Source organism: Flavobacterium branchiicola (genome assembly GCF_018383905.1).
Taxonomy (GTDB): Bacteria; Bacteroidota; Bacteroidia; order Flavobacteriales; family Flavobacteriaceae; genus Flavobacterium; species Flavobacterium branchiicola.
In genome coordinates, this window is record NZ_JAGYWA010000011.1 from 21,048 (window position 1) to 42,803 (window position 21,756).

General features: G+C 34.2%; 15 protein-coding genes. 11 read left to right on the top strand and 4 right to left on the bottom strand.

Annotation, left to right across the window (positions count from 1 at the left end; all coding sequences use genetic code 11):
• Positions 1-5 precede the first annotated feature (5 nt).
• The 3 genes from KHA98_RS21365 to KHA98_RS21375 all read left to right on the top strand — a co-directional run bounded on the left by KHA98_RS21365 (position 6) and on the right by KHA98_RS21375 (position 4,133).
• A complete protein-coding gene (locus KHA98_RS21365; RefSeq protein WP_213260020.1) occupies positions 6-860 on the top strand; it encodes a DMT family transporter in 855 nt (284 codons plus the stop codon).
• Between the two features lie 446 nt (positions 861-1,306).
• A complete protein-coding gene (locus KHA98_RS21370) occupies positions 1,307-2,593 on the top strand; it encodes a Glu/Leu/Phe/Val family dehydrogenase (protein WP_246522473.1) in 1,287 nt (428 codons plus the stop codon).
• 316 nt (positions 2,594-2,909) lie between these two features.
• Positions 2,910-4,133, top strand: coding sequence for a sterol desaturase family protein (locus KHA98_RS21375; protein WP_213260021.1), 1,224 nt, complete (start codon positions 2,910-2,912; stop codon positions 4,131-4,133).
• 630 nt (positions 4,134-4,763) lie between these two features.
• Here KHA98_RS21375 and KHA98_RS21380 read toward each other — a convergent pair.
• Positions 4,764-6,362: a DUF6377 domain-containing protein gene (locus KHA98_RS21380; RefSeq protein WP_213260022.1), complete on the bottom strand. Its 1,599-nt coding sequence runs from the start codon at positions 6,360-6,362 to the stop codon at positions 4,764-4,766.
• A gap of 483 nt (positions 6,363-6,845) precedes the next feature.
• Here KHA98_RS21380 and KHA98_RS21385 point away from each other — a divergent pair, with 483 nt between their 5' ends.
• The 6 genes from KHA98_RS21385 (at position 6,846) to KHA98_RS21410 (ending at position 16,539) form a co-directional block, all read left to right on the top strand.
• Entirely contained in the window at positions 6,846-7,367 is a 522-nt protein-coding gene (locus KHA98_RS21385; RefSeq protein ID WP_213260023.1) for a DUF5004 domain-containing protein, read from the top strand.
• Between the two features lie 8 nt (positions 7,368-7,375).
• A complete protein-coding gene (locus KHA98_RS21390) occupies positions 7,376-8,458 on the top strand; it encodes a hypothetical protein (RefSeq protein WP_213260024.1) in 1,083 nt (360 codons plus the stop codon).
• Between the two features lie 28 nt (positions 8,459-8,486).
• Complete coding sequence (locus tag KHA98_RS21395) at positions 8,487-11,501, top strand: SusC/RagA family TonB-linked outer membrane protein (RefSeq protein ID WP_246522476.1); 3,015 nt, start codon at positions 8,487-8,489, stop codon at positions 11,499-11,501.
• Between the two features lie 28 nt (positions 11,502-11,529).
• Positions 11,530-13,041, top strand: coding sequence for a RagB/SusD family nutrient uptake outer membrane protein (locus KHA98_RS21400; protein WP_213260025.1), 1,512 nt, complete (start codon positions 11,530-11,532; stop codon positions 13,039-13,041).
• 209 nt (positions 13,042-13,250) lie between these two features.
• A complete protein-coding gene (locus KHA98_RS21405) occupies positions 13,251-14,495 on the top strand; it encodes a glycoside hydrolase family 71/99-like protein (protein WP_213260026.1) in 1,245 nt (414 codons plus the stop codon).
• Positions 14,496-14,520: 25 nt separating this feature from the next.
• Complete coding sequence (locus tag KHA98_RS21410) at positions 14,521-16,539, top strand: glycoside hydrolase family 97 protein (protein ID WP_213260027.1); 2,019 nt, start codon at positions 14,521-14,523, stop codon at positions 16,537-16,539.
• Between the two features lie 796 nt (positions 16,540-17,335).
• Here KHA98_RS21410 and KHA98_RS21415 read toward each other — a convergent pair.
• Complete coding sequence (locus KHA98_RS21415) at positions 17,336-18,244, bottom strand: hypothetical protein (RefSeq protein WP_213260028.1); 909 nt, start codon at positions 18,242-18,244, stop codon at positions 17,336-17,338.
• A 387-nt stretch (positions 18,245-18,631) separates the two neighbouring features.
• Between KHA98_RS21415 and KHA98_RS21420 the strand changes: the two genes are divergently transcribed.
• Positions 18,632-19,039 (top strand): helix-turn-helix domain-containing protein, encoded by a 408-nt coding sequence (locus KHA98_RS21420; protein WP_213260029.1) that lies wholly within the window; start codon positions 18,632-18,634, stop codon positions 19,037-19,039.
• 187 nt (positions 19,040-19,226) lie between these two features.
• Here KHA98_RS21420 and KHA98_RS21425 read toward each other — a convergent pair whose 3' ends face one another.
• Positions 19,227-19,661, bottom strand: coding sequence for a DUF6526 family protein (locus KHA98_RS21425; protein WP_213260030.1), 435 nt, complete (start codon positions 19,659-19,661; stop codon positions 19,227-19,229).
• A 305-nt stretch (positions 19,662-19,966) separates the two neighbouring features.
• Positions 19,967-20,449, bottom strand: a complete 483-nt coding sequence (locus KHA98_RS21430) for a DNA-deoxyinosine glycosylase (RefSeq protein WP_213260031.1) — start codon at positions 20,447-20,449, stop codon at positions 19,967-19,969.
• 187 nt (positions 20,450-20,636) lie between these two features.
• On the opposite strand from KHA98_RS21430, the gene KHA98_RS21435 reads away from it, so the two are divergent.
• Positions 20,637-21,680: a helix-turn-helix domain-containing protein gene (locus KHA98_RS21435; RefSeq protein ID WP_213260032.1), complete on the top strand. Its 1,044-nt coding sequence runs from the start codon at positions 20,637-20,639 to the stop codon at positions 21,678-21,680.
• The last annotated feature ends 76 nt before the right edge of the window (positions 21,681-21,756 follow it).

Sequence of the window (21,756 nt, forward strand, 5' to 3'; positions counted from 1 at the left end):
ATTCTATGTTGTTTCTTATTTTAAGTGTTTTTTGCAGTGTTATTGTGGGGGTGATTTTTAAAATAACACGAAAATATAATTCAAATCCAACCCAGATTATTGCTTTCAATTATATAATAGCAATTGCTCTTTGTTATTTTACCTTTAGTCTCAATTTAGACGAAGTTACAGCAGATGCACCGTGGAATATTTATGTCACGGTTGGTATTTTGCTTCCGGTTGTTTTTCTGTTTTTAGCCGCTTCAATAAAATCTATGGGAATTGTAAAGACAGATGCTGCACAGCGTTTATCCTTATTTATTCCGATATTGGCCGCCTGGTTTATTTTTAAAGAAGAATTTAATTCATTTAAAGTAATAGGACTTATTATTGGTTTTGTGGCGCTTTTATTCATTTTAAGAAAGCAAACAGAGAACAGTGAGAACAAGTGGATTTATCCGGCTCTTGTATTATTAGGTTTTGGTTTTATTGATATTCTTTTCAAACAAATTGCACTTTACACCACATTGCCTTATACCACTTCGTTATTTGTTGTTTTCGGGATTTCGTTGCTTATTGCCGTAGCAATTGTTTTGTACGGAATGATTATTAAAAGTGAAAAATTAAATTTTAAAAACGTCCTTTTTGGAGCTGCCGTGGGAATTTTTAATTTTGGAAATATCTTATTTTATCTAAAAGCACATAAAGCATTTTCAGATAATCCATCAACGGTTTTTGCCGGAATGAACATGGGGGTAATTATCTTAGGAAGTATTGTTGGAACACTTTTTTTTAAAGAAAAACTATCTAAAATAAATTTTGCAGGTCTCTTTTTAGCCTTAATTGCGATCATTTTTATCGTTTTTTCTCAATTTAATTAATTTTTATTCGGCGCTCAACAGCTTAATTTACAGCTTGTTTTGTTGTGATTTGAAAAGTTTTAAAAATAAACTCTACTAATTCGATAGAATTTGTAAAATATATTTTATAAATTTGCCTTAACAATGAAAAACTTTAGTCGAAATATCATCCCGTTTATGTGCAGTGAGACGATGTGCTGCATGATGAACTATGCGATGAAATGGCGTTAATAGAGAAAGTACTTGTTAGTTATTTTTTTTTTTTAGCCTTTCATGCACCATGAAAGGCTTTTTTTTAGAACTATTAAAAACTGATAAAATGAGATCAAACAGAAATACAAATATCATGATGCATTGCTGTCTTATAAAAATACCGTGTTGTATGTGCAGTTATTGCAGATTTTATTTCAACGAAAAAATAATAGGATAGACCAAATCAACTAAACCAAAAATTAAAAAGAAAAAAGATGAGTTCAGAAATTATAAAACAAAATCCGTTTCAATCAATGATTGATCGTTTTAATATAGCAGCCGATATTCTTAATCTTGAAGAATCGATCAGGCAAAAACTACAACGTCCTGAAAAACAAATTGTAGTTAATTTTTCTATTACACTGGATAACGGAAACCAGCAAAACTTTGAAGGATACCGCGTAATTCATAATACGGCATTAGGCCCTTCAAAAGGTGGAATACGTTATGATACAGCTGTAAATCTCGATGAGGTAAAAGCATTAGCCGCCTGGATGACCTGGAAGTCTGCCGTGACCGGAATTCCTTTTGGAGGAGCAAAAGGTGGAATCATTTGCGATCCCAGAACACTTTCTAAAACAGAATTAGAAAGAATAACTAGAGCCTACACAAAAAGATTATCAGATATTTTTGGACCTGAAAAAGATGTTCCGGCTCCGGACATGGGAACTGGCCCGGACGAAATGGGCTGGTTAATGGATGAGTTTTCTATCCTCCACGGTAAACCAATTCATGCTGTAGTTACAGGGAAGCATTTGCATTCCGGAGGTTCTTTGGGAAGGGTTGAAGCGACCGGAAGAGGGGTAAGTATTATAACATTACTGGCACTTCAAAAATTAAAACTTAGACCTGCAAGATCTACTGTAGCTATTCAGGGATTTGGAAATGTTGGTTTACATTCGGCTTTGTTTTTATTCGAAAAAGGATTAAAAATAGTTGCAGTAAGTGATGTTTCTGAAGCTTTTTATAACCCTGACGGAATTAATATTCCAGAGCTGATTTTGTATTATAATCTGAATAATAAAAGTATTAAAGGATATCCAAATTCGGTTGCAATAAAACATGAAGAATTATTGCTTTTGGATGTTGATGTTTTAATTCCGGCTGCAAAAGAAGATGTTATTACACAACAAAACGCAAAAGACATTCGTGCCAAAATTATTGTAGAAGGCGCAAATGGTCCGGTTTCATCTGATGCCGATACCATATTACATGACAATAATGTTTTGGTAGTTCCGGATATTTTAGCAAATGCAGGCGGCGTGACAGTTTCTTATTTTGAGTGGCTTCAGAATTCGCTTTTAGAATCCTGGAGAATCCAGCAGATTAATACAAGGCTTGAAGATATTTTAGAAAAAGGTTTTGATACCGTTTTCAGAATTGCTAAAAAACACAATGTGACCCCGAGAATTGCAGCCTACATAATTGCTTTACAAAAAGTAGCTGATACACAATCGGTAAAAGAAGTGGCTTTGGAAGCTCCAAAATTTAAACAGAATTAAAAATTAGAAAACCCAATTAAGATTTTTTCATTAATCTTAAAACTTGCGTCGGCATTTTTTAGGATTGATGAAATTATCTTTTTTAACCCGTTGGGTGTAATTATTTTTAACACATAGAAACATAGATTATTTTACATATCGCTAAAAAGATTTTAAAAAGAAACTAGTTTCTAACACATAGCTATGTTTGTTAATGTAAGTGAAACGCCTTTTTATAGACAAAAAAAGCTATGTTTCTATGTGTTAAAAGAGTATTTTTTAAATTACACCCAACGGTTTTTTATTCCTATCAATCAATATAAAGTAATCTTTAAAAATGGAACATATTAATTTTCTTGCGTTTGCAATGCCTGCTTTTTTCCTTTTTTTGTTTTTAGAATACAAGTTGGCGCAACGAAAAAAAAGACCGGAAATTTTTAATTATGAAAGTTCAGTTTCAAATATAAGTATCGGAATTGCCGAGCGATTAATCAATTTGTTTATTGCAGCGAGTTTTTATCAGCTCTATTATTTTATTTACAATAATTACAGACTTTTTGATATTCCGGCAAATGTTTTGGTCTGGATCGCACTTATATTGGCAACAGATTTTGTCTGGTATTGGTACCATCGATTGGGGCACGAAGTAAATTTTTTCTGGGCTGCACATATTGTACATCACCATAGTGAGGAATTTAATTTTACAGCCGCAGCGAGAATTACTACTTTTCAAGCTGTTATTAGAACTGGCTTTTGGTGCGTTTTGCCTTTTATTGGTTTTCATCCTACAATGGTAATTACTATGCTAATTGTACATGGTGCTTATTCCTTTTTTACGCATACGCAGCTTATTGGCAGAATAAAATGGCTCGAATATGTTTTTGTAACCCCTTCTGTACATGGCGTGCATCATGCTTCTGATGAAAAATATCTCGATAAAAATTACGGAGATATGTTTACCTTTTGGGATCGTCTTTTTGGAACTTTTCAGGAAGAAGAAGAAAAACCAAAATACGGATTAACTCATCCTTTAAAAAGTTATAGTTTCCTTTGGCAGCACTTTCATTATTATTTCGAAATCTACGAATTATGGAAACGCTCAGAAGGATTTAAGGCAAAGTGGAAGGCCATTTTCGGAAGCCCCGCACACATGGATCAGGATATTCGCCCGATATTAGAAAAGCGATTTCTACAAGATAAAAGCAATCCGCATCAACGACTTAGATTCCGAAATTATCTTTATATCCAATTAGGAATTTGTACCTTGTTTTTAACTGTTTTTACTTATTATTTTGATTTACTAAATGGGTTTGATAAAGTTTTTGTGCTATCCTTTATATTAATTACCCTCATAAATTGCGGAGCCTTATTAGAACAGCGAAAATGGATTTATTACCTGGAATACGCCCGTATTTTTATAGTAACCACTTATTTCCTGTACGAAGAAAATTTGACCACCTTTTTCTTTGTTCCATTGGCGGTTATGATTTTTGTAGAGCAATTGTTTTCTTTAAGTAAGATTTATCAGAGTACAATTTTGGAGCTGGAGACTCAAGAATAGTTTTTTGATGTTAAACTTGTCCTGCAAGGTTTTCAAAACCTTGTCGGTCTTATGTTGGATTTTTGAATATAAAAAGATACCTACAAGGTTTTGAAAACCTTGCAGGAAGTGTAGAATTCCGTTTTTATATGTAAAAAAAATAGCCACGACCCGAGCGATAAAGAATAGGCGAAGCAATTCACGAATTTTTATTTAAAATAATGCGTGAAATTTATGCGCACTAATTGATAAAAAAAGAGAAAATTCGTGAATTCGTGGCGAAAAAAAATAGTCCCAGAGGGACGAAATATTTGTAGAAAAAAATATTTGTTTGAAGTAAAAAAGCTCCAGCGGAGCGACATATAAATTTAATGTATAAATATGCCGCTCCGATGGAGCTTTTTTTTGGGTGTTGGATTTGTTTCTATAAATATTACGCTCCTCTGGAGCTTTTTGTCTCATTGCTCATTTCCATCATAAAAAACAGCCATTCCCTAGAGATAGCGAATAAGCGAAGCAATTCACGAATTTTTATTTAAAGTAATGTGTGAAATTTATGCGCAATAATTGCACGAATTGATAAAAAAAGAAAATTCGTGAATTCGTGGCGAAAAAAAACTTAGTACCTTAGACTCTCAGTACCTCAGAACCTTAGATCGTTTTAATCTCCATTATCTTCTGCTCAAAAGTATCTTTAAAATCAGATTTACTTTTAATTCTTGTTTTATAGGTATAAATGGTAGCTACAGAAAGTTCCAGAAATTCAGCCATTTGACTACTATCCTGAATACCGAGTCTATACAAAGCAAAAATTCTTAATTCCGTATTTAAAAGTTCTCCTTTTTTTACAATGCATTTATGATCATTGGGGAATAAATGATTAAAATCGGTCACAAAAGTAGGGAACAGTTTCAGGAAGATTTCATCAAACTGATGAAAAAGGTTTTCTCGTTCTTCCTTTACATTGTAACGTTTTAAACTCGCAATTACTTCATCTGTTTTCTTGGTAATAATTTTATGTAAAGTACTCTTCTGAATATGATCTATTTTATTTATGAAAGCTGAGGTTGCTTTAATAAAATACGTGATATATTCTTCTTTAATCGCATTGGCTTCGCTTAAACTGACATTCATTTCCTGCAATTTCAAATACGATTCAGCCATAATTTTTCTCGCTTTATTTTTCTCTTTTAACTGTTTAAAAATGATCCCGAGAAAAACAAAAATGATAACCGTAAGAATCGTCAACAGAATAATAATCTTTTCCAGTTTATCATTTTTATCTTTTACATTATTCAGCTGTGCTTTTTCGATAATTGGCAAAATCGATGAAATCTCAATTTTTCTATGTCTTGCATTATAAAAAGTAGCATCATCCATGGCGATATTAATGTACTCATTGGCTTTATCCAAATACCCCATTTTAAAGAGTTCGTTGGCTAAATTTCTAAGAGCAACAGTTTCTTTAGTAGCATTTTTGACATCGGCAATAGCGGCAAGCGCCAGATACTGAATCGCTTTTTTGGTGTAACCTCTTTCAGAATAAATATAACCCAGACTAGAGGTAGCAATACCATAATAATCGGCAGGTAATTTATAATTGTTAATCCAGTAACTAAAAGCAAATTCGGCACCTCGCCAGTCCTGTTGTTTAAGTCTTTTTAAACTTTCTGCCGCCCAGTATTCATTAGAATTAGTTCCAATTAATTCCAGAGCCTTTTTCAGAAAATGATTTCCCTGCTGTACATAATGTATATTAAAACGTTGATCTTTATTATAATCGGCAAGATCATAGTAGGCACGTGCTTTTATAGAATAGTATTCAAATTTATTTTTCTGATCCAGTTTTTGATCATTGATAACATTCAGCGTATCAATTGCTTCTTTAAATAATCCGGATGAAAGCAAAACAAAACCTTCCTTGATTCGGCTTTTAGCCAAATATTTTGGATCCTTGAGAACTACAGCTTTGATTTTGGCTTCTTCTAAATAATAATAAGCCGAATCGTATTTGAAAGATTTATACTCCTCAAACAATGACATATAGGTATGATAAAGCTGCTCGTTATTTTGGCTTACAGTAAACTTAGATACATCTCTTTTTAAGCCTTCGATTTTTCGATATTTCTGTTTCATGTAAACGTCTTTTTTTAGAAGCACTTTATCTAATTCCTCTAAAACGGGATTTGTCTCTTTCGCAGTAAGAGAAAAACCTGCAATAAAAAAACAGAGAATGAATATTCTTTGCATGGTTTGATTTTGGTTTAGGGTAAAAAAAACTTTTTTTGGTTTGTTTGAGTTAATTCGTTTTGTAATTCAGGTAAGCTTGAAAGTTGATGATTGAACCGGTTTCAGCTCTTGAGAAATGAAGTATTAAAAACCTCGAAAGTTCGTTCATCCCTTCAAAAATAAGATATAAATGTTAAAAGTAGTCTAATAACTTGCAATTATACAATAAAAAGTAGTTATATATATGCATAGTGAAAAAAATATACCGTTTAATTTTCATATTGTCATATTTACCATTATTTATTAGCTGTTTTTCACCTTTACACCATCTTGATTTTTCTAATTGCCTGTATTACTTAATGTCTTGATTTTTAAATACTTGACATCTTAAATTTTTGTATTCTATCTTGATTTTTCTTAGATGTTTTTTTTAAGATTTATTTAACTTCTAGTTTCGCTCTATCCTTTTGAAGAGGATAACAAACTAACAAAAACCAAAAATTTATGAAATGTAAAAGTCTTTATTGGCTAGCTTTTATGATGTGTTTTTTTGCCATTGGATGCGATAACACAGATGACGGAAGCTACGTAGAACCAATTACCCTTTATGAAAAAGTAAATGGCAATTGGGGATTAACCAATCTGAAAATGGTTGATGAAGTTGCGAAAGCAAATAAGATCGAACCAAACGAAGAAAACTTGAGTACCTATTTTAGCTACGAAGATTTTAAAATCAAATTTAACGTAGACGAAAACGAAAGGCCAACAAGTTACGAAGTAACAGGAGATGTCCCTCCGTTATTTGCTCCAAAGGGATATTGGGCATTGAGCTCAGATTTTCAGCAGACCAATCTTGTCGGAACAAAAATCTACTTGTACAGCGATGCACAGAAAACGCAAAAAACAGATGAACTTAGATTGATTTCGGTTCCGGGAAAAAGCGAAGAAATGCAGTTTCAGCTGACGCATTCTTCAGGCGGTGTAGATTTCGTGTCTTATGTGTTTAAATTAAATGCTATTAATTAAAAAGTAATATGAAAAAGTTTATATATACAATTTTACTTGCCTTATTGATGGCTCCTAATTTTATTCAGGCGCAAGAAGCCGCGGGAGCTGTGGGGCCAATGTCATCATTTCCTGTCGTGTACAAATATGATGAACAAGTTACCTGGTATTTTGATATGTCGGCCTCTACATTTGCCGAAACAGAAGATTTATACATCTGGATCTGGTCTCCATCTGAGCCAGATGCTAATAACTGGGAAAACTCTTCCGACTTTGCAAAACTAAAATACGAAGGAAATAAAATCTGGAGTTTCACTTTAACTCCGACGGTTTATTTTTCTAAAACTCCCGAAGAGATCGCTGCAAGTGCCGGATTCTGGTTTCGTTTAAAAAACAAAAACGGATCTAAACAAAGTGATGTGGCAAATATGCCTTATACCGATTTCTCCTCTTTTTATACTTCAGGCGAATTATTTAGACCTTATCCGTCAAAACCTTTAATTGATAAACCTTTAAGTATTTTATTTAATGCCAATCTTAATCCTGCCTTTGCAGGCACTCCAAGTGTACATATGCACGCTGGTTTAAATGACTGGGCAATTCAGCAAATGTATGAAGCTGCAAAACCAGACATTGCCGCAAAAACAAAATTAAAAGACTTAGGTAATGGTTTTTATAAAATGGATATTGTTCCTAAACAATACTTCAATGCTCCGGATGATTTTATCATGGAAAAGATAAATTTTCTGATGGTAGCAGAGAATTGGACAGCAAATTCGGGTGATCAGGTTATTTACGCAGGAGAATTTATTCCGCCGCCACCGCCAAGTTTTAGTTTTTTTCCAATGCAGATTAGCCAAAAGGATTTTCTGGGAATGTCGAGAAAAAATAACGAAGCTGGTGTAAACAAATTAATCTACACGATTACAGCCGGGCCAAAAACAATTTCTGGTGAGTTTACTGGAGGTACTGCAGAAATTAAAGGTTTTGTGAATTTAGTTTCAGAACTAAATGGGGTTCCGAGTTTAAGTGAAATCCATGTTTTAGTTAAGGACAATAAAGACAAAACGATTTCGGATACTACGATTCCGCTTAAAACTTTAGATAAATAATCACTATTAAATTAAAACACCAATTCTAATGAATAGTAAAAATACAAAAAGCGTCCTGCATCAAATGTGGACTGCTAAAGGAGCGGTATTGATGATTTTTATGCTTTTTCTTTCTGCCGGTACATTCGCGCAGACGAAAAAACAAATCTCTGGAACCGTTTATGACAATACAGGTGCGTTATTGCCGGGAGCTTCAATCATTGAAGTAGGAACAAAAAACGGAACTACAACAGATTTTGATGGTAAATTTAGCCTTCAGGTAGCTGCAGGAAGTGCAATCGAAGTTTCTTTTATCGGATCAACAACACAAAAAGTTCAGATTACAGGAAATAATAATTATGATGTTCGTTTGCAAAATGATGGTTACACCCTGGCAGAAGTACAAGTGGTTTCTGTAGGTTACGGAAAAGTAAAAAAAGCCGATTTAACTGGAGCCATTTCTACAGTTGGAGCAGATGATTTAGTAAAAGGAACAATATCTTCTACAGAGCAGGTTTTACAAGGAAAAGTAGCCGGATTAAACATTATTCGTCCTTCGGGAGATCCGGCGGCGGGTTCTACAATTCGTCTTCGTGGAGGAACTTCGCTTACAGCAAGCAACAGCCCATTAATTGTGGTTGATGGAATTGCCGGAGTAGATATCAATGTGGTTCAGCCTTCCGATATTAAATCGGTTGACGTTCTTAAAGATGCTTCTGCAACTGCAATTTACGGTTCTCGTGGAGCAAACGGTGTAATTATGATTACAACAAAATCGGGAACAAAAGGAGTTTCTGTAGTGTACAGCGGCTTATCTAGTTTTGGATATGTGAATGATAATTTAGATCTTCTTTCGGCAAATCAATGGAGAGGTTATGTACGACAAAATCAGATTACAGATGCCGTAGATTACGGTGCAAATACAAACTGGCAGAAAGCAATTGAGCAAACAGCAATTTCTCAGTCGCATACTTTAAGCATTAATTCTGGTAAAGCTGACAGCGGTTTTAGAACTTCACTTTCATACTTAAATAATGAAGGGGTTATTAAAAAATCCGGCTTAGAGAGATTAAGCGGAAATGTAAGTGCTTACCAATTTCTTGGAGACAATAAAGAGGTAAAATTTGATATGGGTTTATTTGCAAACATTGACAAATGGCACCCAATTGATTACAGAATTTTTGAAAGAGCGTACAATTTAAATCCAACCATTCCGGTTTACACACCAGCTGGAGAATTCAGTGAAGTAGTAGGAAATATTTATCAAAACCCGGTTGAGATTTTAACCAACAGAACTTTTGATAATGAAAGACACAGACTTTTGGGTTATTTTAAAACAGATGTAAAATTCCTGAATGACTTTACTGCAACAGCAAATATTTCATTAGAACACAACGCTGTAAAAGGGGGAACTTACAAACCATCTTATGCCGTTATGGAAGGGCAGACTGAAGGTGGTTTTGCACAAAGAACCTATGGCGAATATACCAATGCGCAAGGCGAGCTTTATGTAAATTACATCAAAGTTATAGACAAACATAACATTGGAGCTTTGGCTGGATACTCTTATCTTGAAAATATCTATGAAGGTTTTGGAGCACAGAGAGGTGGTTTTGTAACAGATGCTTTTAGCTATAATAATTTAGGCGCAGGATACAATTATCGTTTAAGCGATGTGTATTCATACAAAGGAAAATCAAATTTAGTTTCTTTTTATGCTCGTGCTAATTACGGTTACGATGGTAAATATTTATTGACAGCAACAGTAAGACGTGATGGATCTAGCCGTTTTGGAGAAAACAATAAATGGGGAACTTTCCCATCTGCTTCTGCGGCGTGGAGAGTTTCTAATGAAGAATTTATGCAATCTTCTAAAGGTTGGTTAGATAATTTAAAAGTAAGAGTTGGTTACGGAGTTACTGGAAATCAGGACGGAATTGGGGAGTACAAATCGCTTTCTATCTTAGGAGTTGGAAATGACAGTTACTACGATCCGGTTACTAAAACCTGGAGTTTGGCATATTCTCCAAAACAAAACCCAAATCCTGATTTGAAATGGGAATCTACACAGCAAATTAACATTGGTTTTGACTTTGGTCTTTTCAACAGAATTACAGGATCTTTTGAATGGTATTCTAAAACAACAAAAGATTTGTTATACACGTATGAAGTGCCTCAGCCACCTTATTTAGTGGGAACAATGTTGGCCAACGTTGGAGAAATGTCTAATAAAGGAGTGGAGTTGACTTTGAATGCAGATATCATTAAAGGAGATAAATTCAACTGGAATGCCAATTTAACGCTTGGACATAACGTTCAGAAAATCGAAAAACTGTCTAATCCAACTTATAAAACGGATGTTATCTACAGCGGATCGCTTCATGGTTTGGCAGGTATGTCCGGACAATATTCTCAGGTTATTGCTGAAGGATATCCGGTTGGAACTTTCTGGGGATTCAAAAACGCAGGTTTAGATGCCGATGGAAAAATACAATACTACAACGCAGCAGGAGCTGTAGTAGAGGAGAGTGCATTGGTTGATGCCGATAAAACAGACTTAGGAAATGTTCAGCCAGATTTGACTTTGGGTATCGGAATGAATTTTACTTATGGAAATTTTGATCTTGGCGTTTCAGGATACGGAATGTTCGGGCAGAAAGCATTAAATGCAACCAATATGATGTTAAACGATCCAAACAGATTACCGGCTTTTAATGTACCGGATTCTTTCTTAAGCAGCGGTATTACTTCGTCTCCAAAATATTCAGATTACTGGATCGAAGACGCTTCATTCTTTAGACTTCAGACTTTATCAATTGGTTATACATTACCATTAAAATACAAAAAATCTAAAGTGAGAATGTACGTAATGGGAGAAAATTTATTTGTAATTACAGGTTACAAAGGTGTAGATCCGGAGATTGGCTTAAATGCTCAGGACGGAATAAACCAAACCGGAAAAATGGATGAAACTGGATTAGCCGCTCCCGGAATTGACCGATACAATAATTATCCCCGACCAACTACAATTTCTGTTGGACTAAATTTTACGCTGAATAATTAAGCGAATTGATAACCATAAAATACTAAAAATGAAAATCAAAATAATAGCACCAATACTTTTAAGTATGCTTTTTACGGTATCATGTACTGATTTGGATGAACAGTTGTATGATCAGGTAGAAGACGGAAATTTTGGAAACACAACCAAAGAAATTGATGCGCTTGTTGGTGGAGCTTATTCTTCGTTAAGAGGATTTGCCGATCCGATTTCAAATAATTATCCAACTTGCGAATATGTTTTCTTTTTGAATGAAACAGTTTCAGATGAAGCCACGATTCCAACAAGAGGAACAAACTGGTACGATGGCGGACAATATCAGGATGCTCAGAAACATACATGGAAATCAGACAATAGAATGATTCTTTCGGCGTGGCGTTACAATTATACAGGAATTGCAAAGATCAATGCAATTATCTATCAGATTAATAAATCGACTTTATCTGATCAGGCAAAAACCCCCATTTTTGCCGAGTTAAAAGCAGTTAGAGCTTATTACTATTACAATCTTTTAGATTTATTCGGAAATGTGCCAGTTGTAACCAATTTTGAAGATACTGACCTTCCGACCAATTCAACAAGAAAACAAGTGTACGATTTTGTTGAAAAAGAACTAACAGACGCAATTCCGTATTTGAATCCAAATGTGGTGTATTCTAAATTCACCAAAAACGTAGCCTATGCGGTTTTGGCAAGATTGTATTTAAATTCAGAAGCATTTATCGGACAGCCACGCTGGCAGGATTGTATAAACATGTGCCAGAAAATATCCGGATACAGTTTAACACCAGATTATTTTGCCAATTTTATTACTGAGAACCAGACTTCTCCAGAAATTATTTTTGCTATTCCTTACGATTCAAAAGCAGGAACAGTTGGAAATTATATGAGTTCAATGTCTTGTCATTATAGCCAGAAATTAGCTATTTCTGCAATTCCAAACAACTACCCTTGGAGTGCCAACGGAATGTGCGCACAGCCTGGAGTATACTCCGCTTTTGCAGACACAGACAAAAGAAAGAAAACAATGCTGGAAGGCGATCAGATCAATCTGGCAACAGGATCTGTAATTATTATGGATAACGGAGAACCGTTAACCTATACAGAGAACCTGACAAGTTTAGAAGATGCAAAAGAGAACGAAGGTGTTCGTTTGGCTAAATACGAAATGAAAGCTGGAGAACAATGGGAGCGTGACCACGATTTTGTTTTAATCCGTTTTTCAGAAATCTTGATGATGCAGGCAGAATGTTACGTTCGTTTAGGTTCGCCAGATTTAGCAAAACCATTTGTACAACAAGTAACAGCACGTGCAGGCGAAGAAATGCCAACAACGATTGACTTACCATTTATCGATCAGGAATTGATGAAAGAATTCATTTTTGAAGGTAGAAGAAGAACAGACAACATTCGTTTCGGAACATTCTTCCTGCCATGGTGGTCAAAAGGAGCAACAGAAAAATACAGAGCTATTTTCCCAATTCCGAGTAGCGTTTTAACAACAAATAAAAATTTGAAACAAAATCCTGGGTATCCAAATTAGGTTATTAGAATGTCAGTCTTCCATGTTGGTTAGTCGTGGAAGGCTGACCTATTTTAAAAGATTGTCAAAGATTTTTTCACGCAGATTTCGCAGATTATAGCAGATTTATTTTAAATCAGATAGTAATTAATCTTTTGCAATCTGCTTAAATCTTTTTTAAATCTGCGTGAAACAAATCCTTTTAATCAGTGAGAAAAAAATACATCAATATGAAAAGATATATCACATCGTTGGTTTTTGGTTTGATGAACATTGCGATGGTTGCTGGCTGCAGCAGCGACGACAAGGGTTCGGATAAACCTGTTGAGCCGGAAATTTCTGTTCCGGTTGCGATCGAGAAAACAAACAGCACTAAAATTTACGTTCATTACATGCCATGGTTTGAAACCAATGTAAGCAGTGCCGATAAAAAATGGGGATACCACTGGACAATGGCAAATAAAAACCCGAACACTGTAGGCGCAAACGGCCGCAGAGAAATTGCATCGTATTATTATCCGCTGATTGGACCGTATCATTCAGGCGATAAAAATGTGATCGAAAACCATTTATTATTGATGAAATATTCCGGAATTGATGGAGTTCTAATCGATTGGTACGGCACTTACGATGTAAACGATTATAGAATGGTCAAAGAAAATACAGATCAGCTGATCGAAATGCTTGACAAAGTAGGTTTAGAATATGCGATTGTTTACGAAGACCGATTTCTGACAAATGTTGTAAATGCAGGAAAAGCAATTTCGGTTACCAGTGCAGCAAAAACAGATTTAGCTTATGTGCAAAATAATTATTTTACTGATGCTAATTATATTAAAATTAATAGCAAACCGCTTTTAATGAATTTCGGGCCAATTGTTTTGCAGACTCCTGCAGAATGGACGAATGTCTTTAATACTTTAACTGCAAAACCCACTTTCTTAACGCTTTGGGATCATTCTGCAAAAGCTGGAGAAAATGCTTCCGGCGAGTATGCGTGGGTGTATAAAGACAATAGTTATTTGACAAATTTCTACACCAATACAAAACCAAAACTTTCAGTTACAATGGGAAGTGCTTATCCCGGTTTTAAAGATTTTTATGCCGAAGGCGGTGGCGGTGCAGCGATTGGCTGGACTATTGAACACAATAGCGGAGCCACACTGGACGAAACACTTTCTCTGGCTAAAAATGCAAACCTTAGTTACCTCCAATTGATTACCTGGAATGACTTTGGAGAAGGAACAATGTTCGAACCAACAGTAGAATTTGGTTACACATACATCGAAAAAGTAAAAACTTTTGCAGGTGTAAAAAACACAGAATCATTTTTTGCAGATATCAGCAAACTATATAACCTAAGAGTAGAAAAGAAATCTGATGCTGCCGCTCAGAAAAAATTAGATCAGGCCTTTAATTATTTTGTTGCTATGCAGCCCGCAAAAGCAAAACAGTTATTAAGCGAAATAAAATAAGAGTTGTAATTAATACAATTAAATAATGAAAAACATAAAATATAGATACTGCCTGATGGCGCTGGCCTCAATATTGCTTTGCGCTTGTAGTACTAAAAAAACGTATAAAATCAGTTCTCCTGGAAAAAACACCGAATTAGTTTTTGAATTAACCGCTTCAGGTCAGCCGCAATACAGTTTTACCTCAAATGGAAAATCGGTAATTGAACCTTCATTAATGGGATTTGAATTTCAGGAAATCCAGAAAATGACAGATGGTTTTGAAGTAGTTTCAACCGAAGAAAAAACAACCGATGAAACCTGGGAACAACCTTGGGGTGAATTCAAAAAGGTTCGTGATCATCACAATGAATTGATTGTTCATTTAAAAGAATCAAAAGGAGAAGAACGTCTGGTTGATATTATTTTTAGGGTTTTTGATGACGGAGTTGGTTTTAGATATTCTTTTCCAAAACAACCACATTTAGGTAAAGTGAAAATTTCAAATGAAATTACGCAATTTACATTCAAATCAGAAAATGATGTTTGGTGGATTCCGGTGCATCGTGAAAACAGTTATTACGAAAGTACGTATCGCAAAACTGCTGTTAGCAAAACAGATACCATAAACACTCCGGCCACTTTTGAGACCAAAGAGAAATTGTATGTTGCGATTCACGAAGCCAATTTAACCGATTTTGCTTCGATGACGCTTTTAAAAACAAATAACAAACAATACAAAAGCGAATTAGTGCCATGGGCAGATGGCGTAAAAGTGTATGCAGAAACCCCATTTCAAACGCCGTGGAGAACCATCGTAGTTGGGAAAACACCGGGAGAAGTTGCCACATCAACTATGATGTTGAACTTGAATGATCCTTCAAAAATTGAAGATCTTTCCTGGATTACGCCTTCAAAATATATTGGAATCTGGTGGGGAATGCATTTAGAAAAATTTACCTGGGGACAAGGTCCAAAACATGGCGCGACAACCAAGAATACAAAAGAATATATTGATTTTGCAGCGAAAAATAATTTTGACGGCGTTCTCGTAGAAGGCTGGAATGAAGGTTGGGATGGCGATTGGACAGCAGATGGTTCTGCTTTTAGTTTTACAAAAGCTTATCCAGATTTTAATTTGGAAGAAATCACAAAGTATGCCGCGATAAAAAATGTTCGTTTAATTGGACATCATGAAACGGCTGGAGCGACCAAAAACTATGAAAGCCAGTTAGAAGACGCTTTTAAATTGTATCAAAAAATGGGGGTAAACTCCGTTAAAACAGGTTATGTAAACAAATATCTGGATAAAAAAGAATGGCACGATAGTCAATACGGAGCACGTCATTACAGAAAAGTAATTGAAACAGCTGCCAAATATCATATTATGATAGACAATCACGAACCAATGAAAGGAACTGGAATACAACGTACCTATCCTAATTTTATGTCTCAGGAAGGCGGAAGAGGACAGGAATACAACGCGTGGTCGGTTGACGGAGGAAATACTCCGGAACATTTAACTACTTTGCCATTTACCAGAATGCTTTCCGGACCTTTTGATTACACACCGGGAAATTTTAATTTTGATTATAAAACACCTTCCGGAGCTAAAGTGCAGACAACTTTGGCAAATCAATTGGCATTGTATGTTATCATTTTTAGTCCGTTGCAAATGGCTTCAGATTTACCGGAGAATTATGTTGGCAAACCTGAATTTCAATTCATAAAAGAGGTGCCTTGCACTTGGTCTGATACTAAGGTTTTAGATTCAAAAATTGGAGAATATACTACAATCGCCCGTAAAGACTGGGAGGAGAAAAACTGGTATTTGGGTTCTATTACAAATAGTAAAGCCAGAGATTTAAAAGTTGACTTGTCTTTTCTTGATGCAGGAAAAGAATTTGAAGCAACAATTTATGCCGATGGAGAAGGAGCAAATTATAAAACAAATCCTTATCCGGTTGCGATTTCAAAACAAAAAGTAAATAATAAAAGTGTACTAAATATTAAATTGGGAGCTGGAGGAGGAACAGCGGTAAAATTTACTCCACTCGAGAAGTGAGTTTTTTTTTAGGTTCTGAGGTTCTAAGGGACTGAGATTCTAAGAATGTAAGATTATAAGTTGTATTTTGAGTTAAGTAAGTTTAAGTTTGGTAATAAACCCGATGGCTGAGAAGTTATCGGGTTTGTTTTTATTTCTGCTAAAAGGTTTTACCGCAAAGCATGCTAAGGTTTTCGCAAAGTACGCTGAGTTTTTTTAAGAGCCATTAAAATGGAAAGTTCGCAAAGCTGTATGTAGACAAAGCTTTGCGAACTTATTTTTTAGACCTTGTTTAAATTCTTAATAAAAATACCTTTGCGCACTTTGCGGTAAAATTTTGAGTTGAGTTAAGTAAGTTTTTGAATTGCCTTCAGCTTTAGCTGGAGGTTGAAAAATAAGGCAAGTAAAAAGGCTTTAGCCAAAATACCGTTTTGTTTGGCTAAAGCCCTTCACTTAGGCTGTAATTTATTCATCCAGCTAAAGCTGGACGCAATTCAAAAGAGGTTGATTGTAAAACCTTTGTCTCTCTACAACTTTAAACCTTTGCGAACTTATTTTTTAGACTCTGTTTAAATTCTTAATAAAAATACCTTTGCGCACTTTGCGATAAAAAAAACATTGCGGTAAAATTAAAATGGAAAGTTCTCAAAGCTTTATGTAGATAATGCTTTGTGAAATCACTTTTAAATTGCTCACAAAGACGCAGAGTCGCAAAGAATATAAAACTTTGCGACTCTGCGTCTTTGTGAGATTAAGAAAAAACAAGTTTCCGCGCGGTAAAAACCTTAGATCCTTAGCATCTCAGAACCTCAGTACCTTATTTAGTAACCTTAACATGTTTTCCAAACGTATAAACTGCCGTTAGCGTTGGTCCGTTGTATCCCCATTTCAGGAAGCCGTTTAATCGTTCCTGCACGGTATCTACTTTAAAGTTCAGACCAGTATAACCTGCCGTAAGACTAAAGTTTTGAGCAACATTATATAAAACCGACAAATTGTAGCTTATAATTCGGCCATCGGTGTCGTCAATTTTTACGGCAAGATAATTTACGTTGGCATATAAACCCCAGCGTTTTCCAAGAACAAATTCGCCCCAAATTCCAATATCCGGTAGCGGAGCAGTAAAGTCAAAATTATCATGATATTCTACACTTTGTGTATTTCCTTCTAATTTTAAGCCTAAATCTGCAAAAAGAACATGCGCTCCAATTAATAAACCGGCTTGATATTTAGGTTTAGAAAGAATAGCATAACCATAAGCAACTCTCATGATCTGAACATTAAATGTACCTCGAATTCTTCCGTCTAATGGATAAGTATGATCTCCGAAATTAATATCTCTTTGCAGCGTTTTGGTAGCAGTTCTATCTAGTACAAAATACTCAAAACCTAATCGGGATCTTTTGGATATACGCCAGTCAAACGTTCCTAAAAAAGAAGCACTTGATTTAGTAAATCCTAAATCATTTTCAAGATCAATTTCGGTTCCTATATTTCCATTGTTGCCTTCAACTTTAACTACAGTATTGTTTACAGGAAAAAAACCACCTACAGAAACCTTAAATCGTCTATTGTGCCATGGCAGATCTTCAGCATCGTAGTCCTGATATTCTTCTGCTTTATTTTGCAAGGCGGGTAAAGTGTCTGTTGGAATTTGAGCTACGTCCTGAGCTTTAGCCGAAAACCAAAAGAGGGAAACTATCATAAAACAAAATAATTTTTTCATCAGATTTATTTTTAAAGTTTTTGATAAATTTTTAACACTTAAAGTTAACAAAAAAAATCTTCCGTTTTGTTTTTTTGGTTTTATTATTTTAACAATTCAATTGATAATGAGTTTGATACAAGTTTTTGTTGGATTTTCGAACTATTGTTGTGAATTATGATTTATCAAATAAATATTTTAAAAGAATGTTAAAACTTAATATTTTAGAAAAAACAAATGAATCATTCGGCTTCGTTAAGTATAAAAACGGTTGAAGTTTTATTCTTTAAGAAAGTAAAATCAATATGAAATATGGATATAATATCTGACAGAAATACGATTTGACGGATATTTTTTTATCTTTGAAATTCAGATTTTTTTAACCCTTCAGGAAAATGAATACTCATTATGGAACACAAAATACATCAGGGAAGAAACGTTAAGCGTTTTAGGGAAATGCTTAACATAAAGCAGGAAGGATTAGCTTATGATCTGGGAGAAGACTGGAACCAAAAGAAAATTTCTATACTGGAGAAGAAAGATGTAATTGAGGAGCATTTGCTTAAACAAATCTCAGCTGTTTTAAAAATTCCTGTTGAAGCTTTTCAGAACTTTGATGAGGAACAAGCAGTAAATGTTATTGCAAATACTTTTGGAGAACATGCTTTTAGTAATTCATTTAATTATGGAACAATTAATTATAATCCAATTGAAAAGGTTATCCAATTACACGAAGAAAAAATAGCTTTATACGAGCGTATGCTGAAAGAGAAAGAGGAAATGATGCAAAGACTCGAAAAGCTTATCAATAGATAATTTTGTATTTATTCTTTTTATAATTAAGGCTTAACAAATTTGTTGAGCCTTTTTTAATGGTGGCAAGTCTAGTTTGAACAATATCAATAACAATATCAATAACAATGTCAATAACAATGTCAATGTCAATTGGAATTTGGAATTTTTGAACTTGGAATTTGAAACCTGAAACTTGAAACTTAAATTTTTAAACCCTATTATAATCGGCTTTCCAGTGCACGATTGCTTTTTTGATGGAATCTCCTCTAAGATTGTTTTTTAAGGCATCTTCAATGAGTGGTAATAATTCATTATCGGGTGCAAAGCGTAATGCAAATATCTGATCGTCGGATAATTTGTATTCAAATTCTTCGAGCCTTTTTCCGGTAAGGGTAAAATATCGGTAACGAAGTTCTAAGCGTACAATTCGGTTTTGCAATGTTAAGGCATAATGCTGACGCAACATATAAGCAAGACAAAATAAAAAGACAAAGCCAACACTTATAAAAGACCATATTAAGGGTTCATTTGTAGTAAAAGCAAAGTATATACTACAAATCAAAAACAAAGTTAAAACAGGATAAAAAACAAAATGATGTGGTGTGTAAAACCTTACGTGATTGTAATAAGTTTGAATTTTCATGTTGAGGATCTTTGAATTACTTATGATTCATTTGATTAAAGATAAAAAAAGAAAGCTACCCTAGTATTAACAGGATAGCTTTTTTTCTCAAAAATAAACTAACATAACCAATGTTGCTTTTATAAGATAAACCTGTTGAGGTTTGCTTAATTATATTTATTTAAAAAAAGCCTTACATTCTACATCTATCACTTTTATTCGGGCTTTAATTTCTTGAAGTAAAATTAAGCCAGGAACAGAAGGTTTGTGTTACATGATAATTTGGAAATGTTATATGATTTCAATCTTTTAAAATTTTATAGAAATTATAAGGAACCAATAACTTTCCATTCATCCAATTTGGACTGAAAAGTTTTACCCGCATTCGCCGGACTTGTTGATGGCAATGTGATGAGGTTGTATTTTTGATCTACCGAAACATACTTCTTAAAAAAGGCTGCCGCTTTTTGACCGTTGAATAAAATGGTTTTTATATCGGGATGGTTTTTTAGAAAGGTTTCAAAATTATTGGCAATTTCATTTTTAATGGCACTGTCTAAACTTCCAACACGGTCGCAATATTGAAGAACGTCCCATAAGGCAACTTTGTTTTTGAGTAAAAGTGCTTTTCTGGTTTCGTAATCGTTTGAAAAATCTTCGTTGAAAATGGTAAATAAAAATTTCCAGAAATTATTTTGATTGTGCCCGTAATATTGATTGAGTTCTAATGATTTAGTTCCCGGCATTGTGCCTAAAATCAACAAATTAGAATCGGGAGCACTTATGGGGGAGAAAGAGAAGCTTTTCATTTTTTGAATTAAGAAATTTTTTATTTGAGTTAAAATAATCATTTATAAGTAATTATAAAACAAATGCTAAAAATTATATAACATTTTTGATTCATTCGTGAGCGAACTTTGAAGTCTGGTTTTTTGAAGCAATATTCTTTGCTGATTAAAATTTTAAGTAAAGGCGTAAAATTTAAACTGAAACATCATGAAAATAGTTCGTATACACACAGAAAAAAATCAAAATATTTTTGAGGAATTAAGCATTAATTTTGGCGGAAACGTAAACTTTGATTCTGATGAATATTCGCTAGAAGTGAATACTAATTTTGCAAAAGGATCTATTATTGGCGCTTCTTTTAATGACGGTATTTCATACGTTCAGTTTGATATGACTTTTTCGGAAGATTTAAGAATGGATATTGTAAATATCGCTTCGTCACCTATTTATTTTGCTTATTGTTCAAAAGGTAATTTATCGCATAGTTTTGGAATTAATGGTGAAGAACGAAAATTAAAAACGTTTCAGACAGCTATCTTAACTTCAAAATCAAATCGGGAAAATGTTTTGTTTTTTGAAAAGGATAAAAAGACCAAGTTTACTTTAATTATTGTAGGCAATGATTCAGAACTAAGTCATAGTAATTCTCTAAGCCATATGGTGAGAGCAACTTTTTTTCAGGAAACTATGAGCGAAGAATTCTTTTACGCGGGTTCTTATAATTTGAAAATCGGAGAAAAAATTGAACAATTAAACTCAATTACGCAAACCGGTGTTGTTAGAAATTTACTGAAAGAAGGGATTTTAAGAATTATTCTTGCAATGGAAATTCAGCAACATTCTGATGATTTAAATGCTTTCTCAAGAGAACCAAATTGCCTGACTTTAAAAGAAATGGAAGAAATAAAAGAACTTTCGGAAGCCATAAAAGCAAATCCCGAAGAAGCTTTCACCATAAAATCTCTAAGTAAAAAATCGGGGTTATCTCCCAATAAACTTCAGGAAGGTTTTAAAATGATTCATAACAGAACTGTAAATGATTATATAACACACATGCGCGTTTTAAAAGCCGAAATTTTAATGCGAACCTCAGATTTAAATATCTCCGAAATCGTCTACTGCATCGGTTTCACCAGCAGAAGTTATTTCTCTAAAATATTCAAAGAAAAATTCAACTGCAGCCCAAAAGAATATAAGTTTAATTTGAATCCGTTTGAGGTTCTGAGCTCTGCTGAGGGGCTAAGGTTCTGAGCTGAGGTTCTGAGATGCTGAGGTTCTAAGGGACTAAGGTCTTGTGATGCTGAGGTTTTGAGATACTAAACCTTTT